The sequence below is a fragment of the Tropicibacter sp. S64 genome (assembly GCF_049803835.1).
Lineage (GTDB): Bacteria > Pseudomonadota > Alphaproteobacteria > Rhodobacterales > Rhodobacteraceae > Pacificoceanicola.
In genome coordinates, this window is the sequence record NZ_JBNAGK010000010.1 from 226493 (window position 1) to 240197 (window position 13705).

At 64.3% G+C, this 13705-nt stretch carries 17 protein-coding genes; 10 read left to right on the forward strand and 7 right to left on the reverse strand.

What is annotated here, in order from left to right:
• The first annotated feature begins 37 nt into the window (after window positions 1-37).
• The 5 genes from ACP159_RS17040 to ACP159_RS17060 all read left to right on the forward strand — a co-directional run bounded on the left by ACP159_RS17040 (window position 38) and on the right by ACP159_RS17060 (window position 5428).
• The gene (locus ACP159_RS17040) at window positions 38-1684 is read left to right on the forward strand and encodes an electron transfer flavoprotein-ubiquinone oxidoreductase (protein ID WP_425100937.1); all 1647 of its coding nucleotides are present in this window, start codon (window positions 38-40) and stop codon (window positions 1682-1684) included.
• A 67-nt stretch (window positions 1685-1751) separates the two neighbouring features.
• Window positions 1752-2039 carry a PilZ domain-containing protein gene (locus ACP159_RS17045; RefSeq protein WP_425100938.1) on the forward strand — a complete coding sequence of 96 codons (288 nt, stop codon included), beginning with the start codon at window positions 1752-1754 and terminating at the stop codon, window positions 2037-2039.
• Window positions 2040-2150: 111 nt separating this feature from the next.
• Window positions 2151-2744 carry a PEP-CTERM sorting domain-containing protein gene (locus tag ACP159_RS17050; protein WP_425100939.1) on the forward strand — a complete coding sequence of 198 codons (594 nt, stop codon included), beginning with the start codon at window positions 2151-2153 and terminating at the stop codon, window positions 2742-2744.
• A gap of 160 nt (window positions 2745-2904) precedes the next feature.
• A complete protein-coding gene (locus tag ACP159_RS17055) occupies window positions 2905-4620 on the forward strand; it encodes a tetratricopeptide repeat protein (RefSeq protein ID WP_425100940.1) in 1716 nt (571 codons plus the stop codon).
• On the forward strand, window positions 4607-5428 hold the full coding sequence (locus ACP159_RS17060) for a 4-(cytidine 5'-diphospho)-2-C-methyl-D-erythritol kinase (RefSeq protein WP_425100941.1): 822 nt from the start codon (window positions 4607-4609) through the stop codon (window positions 5426-5428). Before ACP159_RS17055 ends, ACP159_RS17060 begins: the two co-directional genes overlap by 14 nt.
• A gap of 4 nt (window positions 5429-5432) precedes the next feature.
• Here ACP159_RS17060 and ACP159_RS17065 read toward each other — a convergent pair whose 3' ends face one another.
• Together ACP159_RS17065 and ACP159_RS17070 are read right to left on the reverse strand one after the other, a co-directional pair.
• Window positions 5433-5849, reverse strand: a complete 417-nt coding sequence (locus ACP159_RS17065; protein WP_425100942.1) for a c-type cytochrome — start codon at window positions 5847-5849, stop codon at window positions 5433-5435.
• Between the two features lie 60 nt (window positions 5850-5909).
• Window positions 5910-6302, reverse strand: coding sequence for a c-type cytochrome (locus tag ACP159_RS17070; RefSeq protein ID WP_425100943.1), 393 nt, complete (start codon window positions 6300-6302; stop codon window positions 5910-5912).
• A 127-nt stretch (window positions 6303-6429) separates the two neighbouring features.
• On the opposite strand from ACP159_RS17070, the gene ACP159_RS17075 reads away from it, so the two are divergent.
• Window positions 6430-6837, forward strand: coding sequence for a PaaI family thioesterase (locus ACP159_RS17075; protein WP_425100944.1), 408 nt, complete (start codon window positions 6430-6432; stop codon window positions 6835-6837).
• 10 nt (window positions 6838-6847) lie between these two features.
• Window positions 6848-7282: a DMT family transporter gene (locus tag ACP159_RS17080; RefSeq protein ID WP_425100945.1), complete on the forward strand. Its 435-nt coding sequence runs from the start codon at window positions 6848-6850 to the stop codon at window positions 7280-7282.
• Window positions 7283-7288: 6 nt separating this feature from the next.
• Here ACP159_RS17080 and ACP159_RS17085 read toward each other — a convergent pair whose 3' ends face one another.
• The 4 genes from ACP159_RS17085 to ACP159_RS17100 all read right to left on the reverse strand — a co-directional run bounded on the left by ACP159_RS17085 (window position 7289) and on the right by ACP159_RS17100 (window position 11399).
• Window positions 7289-8236 (reverse strand): calcium-binding protein, encoded by a 948-nt coding sequence (locus tag ACP159_RS17085; RefSeq protein ID WP_425100946.1) that lies wholly within the window; start codon window positions 8234-8236, stop codon window positions 7289-7291.
• Between the two features lie 129 nt (window positions 8237-8365).
• Window positions 8366-9049, reverse strand: a complete 684-nt coding sequence (locus ACP159_RS17090; RefSeq protein WP_425100947.1) for an ABC transporter ATP-binding protein — start codon at window positions 9047-9049, stop codon at window positions 8366-8368.
• Window positions 9042-10328 carry a lipoprotein-releasing ABC transporter permease subunit gene (locus tag ACP159_RS17095; protein WP_425100948.1) on the reverse strand — a complete coding sequence of 429 codons (1287 nt, stop codon included), beginning with the start codon at window positions 10326-10328 and terminating at the stop codon, window positions 9042-9044. The genes ACP159_RS17090 and ACP159_RS17095 overlap by 8 nt, the downstream gene beginning before the upstream one ends.
• Before the next feature lie 81 nt (window positions 10329-10409).
• Window positions 10410-11399, reverse strand: a complete 990-nt coding sequence (locus tag ACP159_RS17100) for a polyprenyl synthetase family protein (protein ID WP_425100949.1) — start codon at window positions 11397-11399, stop codon at window positions 10410-10412.
• Between the two features lie 63 nt (window positions 11400-11462).
• On the opposite strand from ACP159_RS17100, the gene ACP159_RS17105 reads away from it, so the two are divergent.
• From ACP159_RS17105 to ACP159_RS17115, 3 genes are all read left to right on the forward strand, one after another.
• Window positions 11463-11678 (forward strand): DUF2007 domain-containing protein, encoded by a 216-nt coding sequence (locus ACP159_RS17105; RefSeq protein ID WP_425100950.1) that lies wholly within the window; start codon window positions 11463-11465, stop codon window positions 11676-11678.
• Entirely contained in the window at window positions 11668-12438 is a 771-nt protein-coding gene (locus ACP159_RS17110; protein WP_425100951.1) for a tRNA1(Val) (adenine(37)-N6)-methyltransferase, read from the forward strand. Before ACP159_RS17105 ends, ACP159_RS17110 begins: the two co-directional genes overlap by 11 nt.
• Window positions 12439-12554: 116 nt before the next feature.
• Window positions 12555-12731, forward strand: a complete 177-nt coding sequence (locus ACP159_RS17115) for a YdcH family protein (RefSeq protein ID WP_425100952.1) — start codon at window positions 12555-12557, stop codon at window positions 12729-12731.
• 162 nt (window positions 12732-12893) lie between these two features.
• Here ACP159_RS17115 and phbB read toward each other — a convergent pair whose 3' ends face one another.
• The gene (phbB, locus tag ACP159_RS17120; protein ID WP_425100953.1) at window positions 12894-13616 is read right to left on the reverse strand and encodes an acetoacetyl-CoA reductase; all 723 of its coding nucleotides are present in this window, start codon (window positions 13614-13616) and stop codon (window positions 12894-12896) included.
• Between the last annotated feature and the right edge of the window lie 89 nt (window positions 13617-13705).

The following is a 13705-nucleotide window of genomic DNA, read 5'->3' on the forward strand; positions in this document are numbered from 1 at the left end:
AAACAAAATTTCCAAGTCCCCCGGGGAAGGAGCCGCCATGAGCGACGTGACGCGCGAGTCGATGGAATATGATGTTGTGATCGTGGGGGCGGGGCCGGCCGGCCTCTCCGCCGCGATCCGACTCAAGCAGATCGACGCCGATCTGAACGTGGTGGTTCTGGAAAAGGGCTCCGAAGTCGGGGCACACATCCTCTCCGGCGCGGTTCTGGATCCCTGCGGTCTCGACAAGCTGATCCCGGACTGGAAGGAAAAGGGTGCGCCACTCAACGTGCCGGTGACCGAGGACCAGTTCTACATGCTCGGCGAGGCCGGTCAGGTGAAGATCCCCAACTTCCCGATGCCGCCGCTGATGAACAACCACGGCAATTACATCGTGTCGATGGGCAACGTCTGCCGCTGGATGGCAGAGCAGGCAGAGGCGCTCGGCGTCGAGATTTTCCCGGGCATGGCCTGCTCCGAGCTGGTTTATGGCGAGCACGGCACCATCACCGGCGTCGTCGCGGGTGAGTTCGGCAAGAATGCCGACGGCACGCCTGGCGATGGCTACGAGCCGGGCATGGAGCTGCTGGGCAAATATGTCTTCCTGAGCGAGGGTGTGCGGGGCAGCCTGTCGAAGCAGGTGATCGAGAAATACGGTCTTTCGGACGGCAAGGAGCCGCAGAAATTCGGCATCGGCATGAAGGAAATCTGGGAGGTCGATCCCAAGAAACACCGCCTCGGCCGCGTGACCCACACCATGGGCTGGCCGCTGGGGTCGAATGCCGGGGGCGGGTCTTTCGTCTATCACCTCGAGAACAATCAGGTCTACGTCGGTTTCGTCGTGCACCTGAACTACGAGAACCCTTATCTCTATCCCTACATGGAATTCCAGCGGTTCAAGCACCACCCGATCGTCGCGGACCTGCTGGAGGGCGGCAAGCGGATCGCCTACGGGGCGCGGGCGATCTCCGAGGGCGGTTACCAGTCGATGCCGCAGATGGTCGCCCCGGGCGTGGCGCTGCTCGGCTGCTCGGTCGGCATGGTCAACGTGCCGCGCATCAAGGGCAACCATAACGCCATGCTGTCCGGCATTGCCGCCGCCGAAGCCGCCGCCAAGGCAATAAAGGCGGGCCGGGCGCAGGACGAGCTGCACGACTACGAGGAAGAAGTCCGCACCGGCGCCATCGGCAAGGACCTCAAGAAGGTGCGCAACGTCAAGCCGTTGTGGTCCAGGTATGGGCTGACCGCGAGCTTGATGCTCGGCGGCTTCGACATGTGGACCAACACGCTCGGGTTCTCGCTTCTCGGCACGCTGAAGCACGGCAAGACCGACGCGGAGGCCACGAAGATGGCCGCCAGCTGCAAGCCGATCGACTATCCCAAGCCCGATGGCAAGCTGTCCTTCGACCGGCTGACCAACGTGTCCTTCTCGTTCACCAACCACGAGGAAAGCCAGCCCGCGCACCTGCAGTTGAAGGACAAGCACGTTCCCATCGCCATCAACCTGCCGAAATACGCGGAACCGGCGCAACGGTACTGCCCGGCAGGGGTTTACGAGGTGGTGGAAAAGGACGGTGGGCCGGAGTTCGTGATCAACTTCCAGAACTGCGTGCACTGCAAGACCTGCGACATCAAGGACCCGTCCCAGAACATCAACTGGACGGTTCCGCAGGGCGGTGACGGGCCGAACTATCCGAACATGTAAGGCCGTAACCGGGATTTAACGAATTTTTGCCAGGCTCGCTCCGTTCAGAACGGGGCGAGCCTTTCTCATGTTGCAGGAGCGGAGCGACCGCTGGCCAAGCGCCTGGATGATGGAGCTGTTGACCGGCTCCCGGTCGTTTCATGTGCGCGTCCGCAACGTCAGTGCGACGGGGCTGCGGTTCACGGGCGTCAGACCACCGCGGGTGGGCGTGAAGGTCGCCTTCTACGCGATGGGCCGCAAGGTACAGGCTCGCATCGTCCGCTGCGAAGCCGACGGCGGCGCGTTGCAGTTCCGCCACCCGCTCACACCTGCACAATTGGCCAACCTTCGGCAGTTTCGCGACGACACCGGCTGACCGCGTGGCACCGGGTGCCCGGCCGGGATTTCGGCACTGTACAAAATCCTTTGCGATGTGGAGCGCGATGATTATGGTATTGCAAAATTCTTGTTCCGGTTCGGGGGAGCCATGTTCAAAAAGACCATTCTGGCGGCGTTTGCCGCGGTGTCGCTGACAGGCACAGCAGAGGCGGCGACGCTCTACTTCAACAACTTCGACGGCTATGGCTATCCCGGGACGACCACTGTCGGCACGTCGGTGGGCGGGTTCAAGCTGCTGCAGGGTAATCTGGGCGTTGCAGGCTGCGCGGCGGGGCCGAGCCAGCCCTGTCTGGTGATCGGCGACAGCACCAATGCCGCCGCCGCAGAGACGGATGTGACCTTCGGCTTCATGGCGGGCGAGTCTTACACGCTGAGTTTCATGACACGCCTCATTGAAAACGGCACGACCTTCACCGTGACGGTCGGCAGCTACCTCTCGGAATTCGTTGCGACGGCGACGTCGGGTCAGACGCATGTCTTCACCTTCACGCCGGGCACGACAGGCTTTGCCACGATCGGCTTCTCCCGTGGTGGTGGGCAACCCTATTTCGGACCTTACTTCGACGATGTGAGCCTGACCGGCCCGGAATTCGTCACCTCGGAGGTGCCGCTCCCGGCGACGCTTCCCTTGATGGCACTGGGCCTTGGCGGGTTGCTCGCTGCTCGGCGGCGCAAGAGCTGACCGGCGTTCCCGGCGCGGCGCTTACGGAAATCGTAACCTGTTCCGAACAAGTGTGGTCTGCGGAAACGTGACCGCAGCCTGCTTGTCATGCGCGGGTCCACGCCCTACGCTTGCCGCCACGCGCAGGGCGCATCAGATAATCAACGGAGTGCAGCAAACCATGGCTTTGAGAAACGTGATCCGTGCAGGGGTCTTGATTGCGGCCGTGGCGGGGGCGTATCCGGCTCTCGCGAACGGTGTATCGGGTGACTATCTCGCGGGACGTCAGGCCAGCTTCACCGGGGATTTCAAGGCAGCGGCAAAATACTACGGCCGTGCCATCCTGTTCGATCCGAAGAAGCCGGAATTGCTGGAGCGGGCCTTGCTCGCCAACATCTCGCTCGGAGAGATCGAGAAAGCCGCAGGCCTCGCGGACAAGTTGGCTGCCGAAGGGCAGGCCAGCCAGTTGGCGCAAATGACACAGGTTGCGCGCGACGCCAAGGCAGAGAACTTCGCGGCGGTTCTGAAGGCCATCGAGGAAGAGCGCGGTCTCGGCCCGCTGGCCGACGGTCTTGCAAAGGCGTGGTCACAACTCGGGACCGGCGACATGAGCGCCGCCCTGGTGGCTTTCGACGAGGTCGGAAAGGTACAGGGTCTCGGCCCGTTCGCCAGCTATCACAAGGCTTTGGCGCTCGCCTCTGTCGGCGATTTCGAAAGCGCAGAGGCAATCTTCGCGGACGAGAACCCAGGCGGCATGGGCATGACCCGGCGCGGGGTCATGTCCCGCGTCGAAATCCTCAGCCAGCTTGACCGGAACACCGAGGCGCTGGCGCTTCTGGATACGGCTTTCGGCGCGGATCTCGACCCCGGCCTCGACCGGATGCGCGCGGCGCTGGAGGCAGGCGAAACGCTGCCCTTCACCCACGTCAACTCAGCCCGGGATGGCCTCGCCGAGGTCTTCTTTACCCTGGGAAGTGCGCTGGCGAGCGAGAACAACGGCGACCTGACCCTGGTCTACTCGCGGCTGGCCGAATACCTGCGCCCGGATCACGTGGATGCGATCCTGCTATCGGCGGAACTGCTTGACGGCATGGAACAATACGATCTCGCCATCGAAACCTACGCGCGGGTGCCACGCGACGATATGGCGTTCCACGCCGCCGAAATGGGCCGGGCGGAGGCCCTGCGCGCGGAGGGAAACCTGGAAGGCGCCGCAGAGGTGTTGAAGGCGCTGAGCGAGAGCCATCCGGAACTGCCGGTGGTGCATTCCGCCTATGCCGACCTGATGCGCCAGATGGAGCGGTTCGATGAGGCCATTACCGGTTATACCAAGGCACTCGACGGCTTCTCGGAGATCGGCGAACGGCAGTGGTTCCTCTACTACGCCCGGGGTATCTGCAACGAGCGTGCGGACCATTGGGACGCGGCGGAGGCGGACTTCCGCAAGGCTCTGGAACTCAGCCCGGAGCAGCCCAACGTTCTGAACTATCTCGGCTATTCTCTCGTGGAGAAGAAGGAGAAGCTGGACGAGGCGCTTGACATGATCGAGCGCGCCGTGGCGGCGCAACCGAATTCCGGCTACATTGTCGACAGCCTCGGATGGGTGCTGTACCGCCTTGGCCGCTACGAGGAGGCGGTCTCGCCGATGGAACGTGCGGCCGAGTTGATGCCGATCGACCCGATCGTCAACGACCACCTCGGCGATGTCTACTGGTCCGTCGGCCGCAAGATGGAGGCGCAGTTCATGTGGAAGCGGGCGCTGTCCTTCGTCGACTGGGAGGATGCCTCCGAAGAGGCGAACCCGGAACGCATCAAGCGCAAGATCGAAGTCGGTCTGGACAAGGTCCTTGCCGAAGAGGGTGCGCCGCCGCTGCGGGTTGCGGATGACCCGAACTGAGGCTTTTGCCCCGGCAAAGATCAACCTCACCCTGCACGTGACCGGCCGCCGGACGGACGGGTATCACCTGCTCGACTCGCTGGTGGTCTTTGCCGATGTGGGGGATGTGGTCCGCGTGGCGCCGTCCGGGAGCCTGTCCCTGTCGGTCAGCGGCCCGATGGCAGCTGGAGTGCCGACCGATGGCAGCAACCTCGTGATGCGCGCGGCGTCAGCGTTCGGCGTGCCGGTCTCCCTCGACCTCGAAAAGCACCTTCCGGTGGCGGCGGGGATCGGCGGCGGCTCCTCCGATGCGGCGGCGACGTTGAAGGCCATCGCCGGGGTCACGGGTCTGGCCCTTCCGCTCGACCCGCTGTCCCTGGGCGCGGATGTGCCGGTCTGCATGGTCGGGAGCGCGGCGCGGATGGGGGGAATCGGGGAGAAGGTCTTGCCGGTCTCCCTTCCGGACCTGCACGCGGTGCTCGTCAATCCGGGCATGGGTGTATTTACGCCTTCGGTCTTCAAGGCGATGGACTGCCGGAATAATCCCGCGATGGACACCATCCCGGTGGGGGCGGATGCGGCACATTTCATCCGTTGGTTGAGGGATCAACGCAACGATCTCGAAGCCGCGGCGGTGCGGCTGCAACCGGTGATCGGCACGGTCCTCGGCGCGTTGCACCGGCTCGGCACCGCGCGCCTCATCCGCATGTCCGGTTCCGGCGCCACCTGCTTTGCGCTGTTCGACAGCCGAATGGACGCCGAGGTGCAGGCGGACATCCTGGCCGACCGGCATCCGGACTGGTGGGTTCGGGCCTGCACCCTGCGCTGAGCGGTCAACGCTCCGCCTGGATGCTCTCCAGATACTCCAGCAGCGCCACCAGTTTGCGCGGTGTCGGCGTCTGGATGCCGTCGCCAGAGTCGAAGGGTACGAGGTCGCCCTCAAGCAGGACACCGAATTCCGGCATTCCCGGTCCGGTCATCGTCTTCGATCGGGCATAGCCGTCGATGATCGACATGATCTTCGCCCGGGGGAAGGTGTCGCCATGGCGTACCTTGATCAGGGTCAGGTTCTTCGGTGGCTTTGCCATGGCGCGGGCCATCTCGCCGTTGCCCGTTGCATCGGCGCCATGACAAACGGCGCAATTCGCCATGAACAGAGCCCGCCCGTCCTGCGGTCCCGGCATGACGTTGTTGTCCTGGCAGGCACCCAGCAGCGCCACTCCCAGCATGGCCATCGCGATCTTGTGCATCTGTTGTCCCCTGTCTCGATTTCTGTCCTTGGTCGCAAGGGCTGCAGGCCAAGGCAAGCGCTATTGCTGAATGCTCACCAGATAGTCCACCACCGCGATCAGCGGCGCGGGTGTGGCGATCGTCGTGCCGTCCGCAGCGGTCCACTCCACGGTTGCGCCCGATAACTCCGGCCCGAATTCCGGCATCAGGCCGAGATGATGGCGCCCGGGATAGCCGTAGATCTGCGTCATGACGGCCTCATGGGGAAAGGTTCCGCCGTTGCGTTCCGCGAGTCGGGTCAGGTCCGCCGGTGCGACGGGCAGTTCCGCGGCCAGCGGCCCGTGACCCTGCGCCCGGTGGCCGTGGCAACTGGCACACCGGGTCTCGAACAGGGCCTTGCCCGGTTGCGTGTGGTCCTGCGTCTGCTGACAGGCGGCCAGAAGTCCGAGAAAGGCGATTGCGGCGGGCTTCACGATCTTGCTCCTGTCCGGTTTGCCGGTCCAGTCTACGGACTTTGCGAAATCGCGGCATGATCTGAATCATTCCATGGTGACAGGCTCTTGTGTCCCGGGCATTGTGCCGGGGTGGGGAGGAACGGGAATGCTGGACTGTGCCGCGGCGCAAGCGCTGCTCGAAGAAAACTTTGCCGATTGGGTGCAGGCTCTGCAGCCGCGTATCACGGCAATCGGCCCAGGGGGCGCGACTCTGGAGATTCCGATCACCCCGGCGATTGCCCGGGTCGGCGGGATCGTCTGCGGTCAGGCGCTTGCGACGCTGGCGGACACTTCCATGGTCTTTGCCTGCGCCGGGCATTTCGGTGACTTCAAGCTGGTGGCGACGACGAACCTCGAAACCCGCTTTCTGAGTGCCGCGCGGGGCGAGGCCGTGCGGTGCGAGGCGCGGGTGATCCGTGCGGGCCGTGCCCTGATCTTTGCCGAAGCCCGTCTGACGGCGCAACCGGACGGCAAGGCTGTCGCTGCCGCCAGCGCAACGTTTTTCCTGCCATAGGAGCTCCGGAATGGCCCAATATGCCCTGATCATGCTGCTGGCCGGTGTCGGTATCCCCATTCTCGCGGCGCTCAACGCGGCGCTTGGCGTGCGGTTGGGCTCGCCGATTGCGGCGGCAATGATCCTGTTCTTCGTGGCGGTGGCGGCCTCCGGCTCGGTCTGGGTGGTCACCGGCGGCGGCGGCCTTGCGCAACTGCGCAGCGTGCCGAAGCACTTGTTTCTCGGCGGCCTGCTGGTCGCGTTCTACGTGCTGTCGGTCACCTTCATCGCGCCGCGCTTCGGCGTCGGCAACGCGGTGTTTTTCGTGCTCATAGGGCAATTGATCAGCGCTGCCGCCATCGACCATTTCGGCCTTTTCGGAGCACGGCTCAGCCCGCTGACCCTGACAAGGGCAACGGGCATCGCGGTGATGGCGCTGGGGGTCTGGATCACGCAGCGGGCCTGAGGCCCGTCAGGTGGCCGGGGTCACGTCCAGGAAGCTGATGAGGGACGCATCGACCGGGGCATTCAGGCCGGCAAGCAGGACCACCGTGCCGTTGGAGAAGCTGACCACGAGGCCGCTGCTGCTGACCGACTGGCTGGTGACCGTGGGGGCGACGCCGCCGGTATATTCGACCACGAGCATGTCCTGCGCCGTGTCGAAATCGGTGATCTGGGCGATCCCGTCCACGTGGAAGCTGTCCGCTCCGCTGCCGCCGGTGCCGAAATCGCCTTCGCCGAGGTAGAGGGTATCGTCGCCGGTCTGCCCGTCGAGAACATCGCCGGTACCGTCGTCGCCGCTTTGGCTGCCGCCGTCCAGCACGTCGTCGCCGAGGCCGCCGTTGATGGTGTCGGAGCCTGCTCCACCGAGGATGCTGTCGTCGTCGGCACCGCCGTCGATGGAATCGTCACCGTCGCCACCGAGCAGGAAATCGCTGCCGTCGCCGCCGACGATGTTGTCCGCGCCTTCGGATCCGAGGATCGTGTCGTTTCCGATGCCACCGTTCAGCGTATCGCTGCCCGTGCCGCCGTCGACACCATCGCTGCCTTCGCCGGCTTCGACAATGTCGTCTCCCGGACCGGCGAAAATGGTCTCCGAATTGGCCGTGCCGGTCAGAGTGTCATTGCCGGTCGTCCCGGTGATCGTATCGCTGCCTGTGCTCGTGGTGTCCTCGCCCGGCGTTTCGGGTTGGAGGCCGTCGTCCTCCGAAATCGGCACATCGGGCTCTGCGGTATCCGCCAGATCGGCGGGATCGGCGGCGGTCAGGTCCGTTTCCTCGACGCCGAGGAACAGACCCTGCAGGGTCGGATCGTTGGTTTCTTCGGTGTCCGGGCCGGTTTCGTCCGGGCTGGTTTCGTCGTCATCGTCGGAGTCGCCACCGGAGACCGAGACCGCGGCAAACGGGAGAAGTCCGAGCAAAAGAAGAATCAGTTCAAGACCCATGGCGTACCCTCGCATCTGACGTGGTTAACTACGGTATACGCGAAATTCGGTGAAAATCTGTCTCGAATGCGCAAAAACAGTGTTTCCCTTTCGCGCCTGGGTTGTTCAGGCTTCCGTAAGATGCCCGTCTTCCAGCCGCAGGATACGGTCCATGCGCCCGGCCAGTTCGAGATTGTGCGTGGCGATCAGCGCCGAAAGGCCGGTGTCGCGCACGAGGGTCACAAGGGCGTCGAAGACCCGGTCCGAGGTGGCGGGATCGAGGTTGCCGGTCGGCTCATCCGCCAGCAGCAGCTTTGGGGTGTTGGCCATGGCGCGGCAGAAGGCGACCCGCTGCTGTTCTCCGCCGGACATGGCCGCCGGGCGGTGTCCGGCGCGTTCCCCGATGCCGACGCTGTTCAGCAGGCTTCGGGCGCGATCCTCGGCGGTGGCGCGGGCAGTGCCGTTGGCCAATTGCGGCAGCACGATGTTTTCCAGTGCGGTGAACTCGGGCAGCAGGTGGTGGAACTGGTAGACGAAGCCGACACTGTCGCGGCGCACGGCGGTGCGGCGGCGGTCCGGCTTGTCTTGCAAGGCCTCGCCCGCGATCTCGACCGTTCCCGCGTCGGCGATGTCGAGCAGGCCGGCGATGTGCAGCAAGGTCGACTTGCCCGCGCCGGAGGGGGCGACAAGTGCGACGATTTCGCCGCGCCGCACGGACAGATCTGCCCCGCGCAGTACGTGGACCTCGCCTGGCTCGCCCTTCTTGTAGACCTTCTGGACGCCCGCAAGGCGCAGCACCGGATCACTCATACCGCAGCGCCTCCACCGGGTTCAGCCGCGCCGCGCGGCGGGCCGGGAAGATCGTCACGACAAAGGACAGGATCAGCGACAGCAGAACGGTCCTGGCAAGGTCCGGCAGGCGCACTTCGGCTGGCGGAAAGAAGAAGCCCTGGTTTTCGAGACTGGCGCGGTTGCTGCCGGTGATGACGTCCACGATGCCGTAGATGCTCTCGATGTTCATCGCAAAGAGGATGCCGAGCAGGACGCCCAGCACGGTGCCGATCACCCCGATCGACGCCCCCACGATCAGGAAGATGCGCAGGATCGACCCTTCGGTCAGACCCATGGTGCGCAGGATGCCGATGTCGCCGCCCTTGTTCTTGACCAGCATGATAAGGCCGGAGGTGATGTTCATGGTCGCAATCAGGATCAGGATTGCCAGCAGGATGAACAGCGCGTCGTCCTGCATGGCAATCGCCTGCAGCGCCGCGCCGGAGGCATCCTGCCACGACCAGATCAGAGCCCCCGGACCGGCGGCCATGCCGATCGCCTGCGTGTAGGATTCCACGTTTTCGGGATTGGCGACGGTGACTTCAAGCTCGTCCGCCGCCCCTTCGCGGTTGAAGTAAAGCTGCGCCTCCTCGAAAGGCATGTAGACGCGGGTGCGGTCGATGTCGTACCGCCCGGCGCTGAAGATGTAGGTGACCTCGTAACTCTTGACGCGGGGGCTGACGCCAAAAGCGGTTTTCACCCCGTTGGGCGAGATCAGCTTGACCTGATCGCCAAGCCCGACGCCCAGAGTCATCGCCACGCCGGAGCCGATGGCGATGCCGTTGGCGAACTCGTCCAGATCGCCGCGCCGCTTCTCGGGGTCGGCCACGCTCGGGATGGCCTTCAGATCGATTTCGGCGATGCCAAAGACCTCGACACCCGCGTTCCGGTTGTTGGCGGTCGCCATGACCTGCCCTTTGACCAGCGGGGCCACGCGGGTGATACCCGGTACCTCCGCCACGCGGGCGGCCATTTCGTCATGGTCGGGCAGGACGCGCGTGGCCTGACCGTTCTCGTCCACCCATTCGGTGTAATAGACCGTTACATGGGCATTGGCGCCGAGGATCGTGTTGACGAACTCCGTCCGAAAGCCCGCACGCACCGCCAGCGTCGCCACAAGCGCAAAGACGGCCAGCGTGATGCCGACAAGGCTGATCCAGGTCATCACGGACACGCCCCCATCGGCGCGTTTCGCCCGCAGGTATCGCCAGGCGATCATCCACTCGAAGGGCGCGAAGGGGGGCGGTGTCTTTGCCATCTTGTCCCGGTCCTGCTGCTCAGGCGCGAAAGTGGCCTGCGGGGCAGGCGCGGTCAAGTCGTGACGGGGCGGCGGTCACGCTCAGTTGACGCGGGCCACGACGTAATCGGCCAGTTCGATCAGCAGGTCGCGCAGGGTGGATTGCGGCAGCGAGGACATGGCGGATTTGGCCCGGTCCGCCCAGGCCAGGGCCTCCTTCCGGGTCTCGTCCAGCGCTCCGTGCCTGTTGAGCAACTCCAAAGCGTGCTCCAGGTCGCCGTCGCGCTGGTCGCCCTTTTCGATGGTGCGCTTCCAGAAGGCGCGCTCCTCGTCAGTGGCGCGGGCAAAGGCCTTGATCAGCGGCAGCGTCAGCTTGCGCTCGCGGAAGTCGTCGCCGATGTTCTTGCCCGTCGCGTCGCCGCCCCAGTAATCCAGCAGATCGTCGACGATCTGGAACGAAATGCCAAGCGCGTCGCCGTAGTCGAACAGCGCCTTGATCTCGTCTTCGGGGCGGCCTGCGATCACCCCGCCAACCTCGGTTGCGGCCGAGAACAGCGCGGCGGTCTTGCCCCGGACCACCTGCAGGTAGATCTCCTCCGTGGTCTTCAGATCCTGCGCTGCGGTCAGCTGCAGCACCTCACCCTCCGCGATGGTGGCGGCGGCATCGGACAGGATGCGCAGCACGCGGATGTTGCCGCTCTCCGTCATCAGCTGGAAGGACCGGGCGAAAAGGTAGTCGCCCACGAGCACCGAAGACTTGTTGTCCCACAGAAGGTTCGCTGTCGGCCGCCCGCGGCGCTTCTCGCTTTCGTCCACCACGTCGTCGTGCAGCAGGGTTGCCGTGTGGATGAACTCCACCGTCGCGGCGAGGTGCACGTGATAGGGCCCCTCGTAGCCGCAAAGCCGGGCCGAGGCGAGCGTCAGCATGGGCCGCAGCCGCTTGCCCCCTGCCTCGACCAGATGCGCGGTCACTTCGGGAATGCGCGGCGCGTGGCGCGAGGCCATCCGCTCGCGGATCAGCGCGTTCACCGCGTCCATCTCGCCGGACAACAGGTCGGCAAGGCGCTCGTGCGGCTTTGTCACGGTATCCATCACGTTCATCACACCCCCGCGCAAGGCTCGACAACCGGCGTGCCTTGTCCTTAAATCCCCGCCATGGAAGAGTTGCTTCGCACAAACGACATAACACTGATCCCGCTGGCGAAAACCCTTCTGGACGAAGCGGGTATAGACAGCTTTGAACTGGACGTAAACATGAGCGTCCTCGAAGGGTCCATTGGCATATTGCCACGGCGGCTCATGGTGCCGTCCGGGTGTCTGGAAGAGGCGCGGCAGGTGCTGCGCGATTTCGGAGTCGACGTTGAGGGTTGATCCCTTCGCGCGCGAGGATCTCGATTGCAGCGATTTCCTGGGCGGCCGGGTGCGGCTCTGGCAGCCGAAGACAGGGTATCGTGCGGGCATCGACCCTGTTCTGCTCGCGGCGTCGATACCGGCGAGACCGGGACAATCCGTCCTCGAACTCGGCTGCGGCGCAGGCCCCGCGCTGTGTTGTCTCGGCGTCCGGGTGCCGGGACTGGGCCTCGCGGGTGTGGACGTGCAGGACGCCTACGCGAATCTCGCCAAGGACAATCTGCGGGAAAACAGGCTGGACGGGGACATCTGGACCTCCGACCTGACCGAGTTGCCCGCCGATCTGCGGCAACTCAGCTTTGACCACGTGATGGCAAATCCGCCGTATTTTCACGAGAATCGACGCCGAAGCGCGGCAGATGCCGGACGGGAGGCAGGCCGGGCAGGGGCAGTCCCGTTGGAAGACTGGGTTGGCGTGGCATCGCGCAGGCTCAAACCGCAGGGTTTCGCCACCTTCATACAACGGGTAGAGCGCCTGCCGGAGTTGCTGGCCGCGATGCGGATGTCCTTGGGATCGCTCGAACTCATGCCGCTGTTTCCGCGCGAGGGGCGGGGCCCCCGGCTGATTCTTGCCCGAGGACGCAAGGGCGGGCGGGCGGATTTCCGCTTCCATTCCGGCCTCGTGCTGCATCGCGGCAAGGCCCATGAGGGCGATCACGAACACTACTCCGACGCGATTAACGCTATTCTGCGAGAAGGTGAGTTTTTAACCTTCCTTTAACTTTTTTGGCGCTCTCCTGAGACTTGTCATAAATCCGTGACCTATGCTGCAACCGCGGCGTGACTTCTTACATGAGTTATGCTGCACTGAGAGTCTGAGCAACAAAGGAGTATGCCATGAGCTTGAGTTCGCACCTGCAGGAACTGAAGAGGAAGCATCAATCTCTGTCGGAGTCGGTCGAAAGGGCGCAAGCGGCGCCGGGTATCGACGACCTCCGTGTCGCTGAACTGAAAAAGCAGAAGCTCCGCCTCAAGGAAGAAATCACCAGGATCGAATCCCAGCCCGTGATGTGATACCACCCTTGCGCCCTCGATCGGGCGACGCCAACCGGGTCTGCCCTGCACGGGCGGGCCCTTTTTGTTTGCTGCCCTTGCTTTGTCCGCCACGGTGGTCGCGACGCAAAAAAGGCGCTCCCGGGAGTGAGCGCCTTTGCTGTTTCCAGGATGCGCGTGGTGTCAGACGAAGAACTGCGCACCGTTCGCGGAGATCGTGGAGCCATTGATGAAGCCCGCGTCGTCGGAGGCAAGGAAGGCCACGCAGCGCGCGATTTCTTCCGGCTCGCCGAGGCGACCGGCCGGGATGCCCGCAATGATGCTCTCGCGCACTTTCTCCGGAATCGCCATGACCATTTCGGTTGCGATGTAGCCGGGGCACACCGCGTTGGCGGTGATGCCGGCGCGGGCGCCTTCCTGCGCCAGGGACTTCACGATGCCGAGGTCGCCGGCCTTCGTCGCGGCATAGTTCACCTGGGCGAACTGGCCCTTCTGGCCGTTGATCGAGGAGATCACGATGATTCGGCCGAACTTGCGCTCGCGCATGCCGGGCCACACCGGGTGAACGGTGTTGAAAACGCCGGTCAGGTTGGTGTCGATCACCTCTTTCCACTGTTCCGGTGTCATCTTGTGGAAGGGCGCGTCGCGGGTGATGCCAGCGTTGGCGACGACGACGTCGATCGGGCCGAGATCGGCCTCGACCTGCGCGATGCCCGCCTTGGAGGACTCGTAGTCCGCCACGTTCCACTTGTAGGTCTTGATGCCGGTGGCTTCGGTGAAGGCGGCGGCCTTCTCATCGTTCCCGGCGTAGGTCGCGGCGACCTCGTAGCCCTCGGCTTTCAGTTTCTTGGAAATCGCTTCGCCGATTCCGCGGCTGCCGCCGGTGACAAGTGCAACGCGTGCCATGTTGTGTTCCTCCAATTAGTCAGTGCGTTGGTAAGATGGTTACATTTCCGGTCAGCAATGCGCAACAATGTTGCGTTAAGTCATAGTGC

Excerpts from the sequence above, each read along its gene's own strand:
- ACP159_RS17100 (WP_425100949.1), bottom strand. The coding sequence starts at position 11,399 with ATGGATACCGTGACAAAGCCGCACGAGCGCCTTGCCGACCTGTTGTCC.
- ACP159_RS17105 (WP_425100950.1), top strand. The coding sequence starts at position 11,463 with ATGGAAGAGTTGCTTCGCACAAACGACATAACACTGATCCCGCTGGCG.
- ACP159_RS17075 (WP_425100944.1), top strand. The coding sequence starts at position 6,430 with ATGCTGGACTGTGCCGCGGCGCAAGCGCTGCTCGAAGAAAACTTTGCC.
- ACP159_RS17090 (WP_425100947.1), bottom strand. The coding sequence starts at position 9,049 with ATGAGTGATCCGGTGCTGCGCCTTGCGGGCGTCCAGAAGGTCTACAAG.
- ACP159_RS17060 (WP_425100941.1), top strand. The coding sequence starts at position 4,607 with ATGACCCGAACTGAGGCTTTTGCCCCGGCAAAGATCAACCTCACCCTG.
- ACP159_RS17055 (WP_425100940.1), top strand. The coding sequence starts at position 2,905 with ATGGCTTTGAGAAACGTGATCCGTGCAGGGGTCTTGATTGCGGCCGTG.
- ACP159_RS17115 (WP_425100952.1), top strand. The coding sequence starts at position 12,555 with ATGAGCTTGAGTTCGCACCTGCAGGAACTGAAGAGGAAGCATCAATCT.
- ACP159_RS17095 (WP_425100948.1), bottom strand. The coding sequence starts at position 10,328 with ATGGCAAAGACACCGCCCCCCTTCGCGCCCTTCGAGTGGATGATCGCC.
- phbB (WP_425100953.1), bottom strand. The coding sequence starts at position 13,616 with ATGGCACGCGTTGCACTTGTCACCGGCGGCAGCCGCGGAATCGGCGAA.
- ACP159_RS17080 (WP_425100945.1), top strand. The coding sequence starts at position 6,848 with ATGGCCCAATATGCCCTGATCATGCTGCTGGCCGGTGTCGGTATCCCC.
- ACP159_RS17065 (WP_425100942.1), bottom strand. The coding sequence starts at position 5,849 with ATGCACAAGATCGCGATGGCCATGCTGGGAGTGGCGCTGCTGGGTGCC.
- ACP159_RS17050 (WP_425100939.1), top strand. The coding sequence starts at position 2,151 with ATGTTCAAAAAGACCATTCTGGCGGCGTTTGCCGCGGTGTCGCTGACA.
- ACP159_RS17045 (WP_425100938.1), top strand. The coding sequence starts at position 1,752 with ATGTTGCAGGAGCGGAGCGACCGCTGGCCAAGCGCCTGGATGATGGAG.
- ACP159_RS17040 (WP_425100937.1), top strand. The coding sequence starts at position 38 with ATGAGCGACGTGACGCGCGAGTCGATGGAATATGATGTTGTGATCGTG.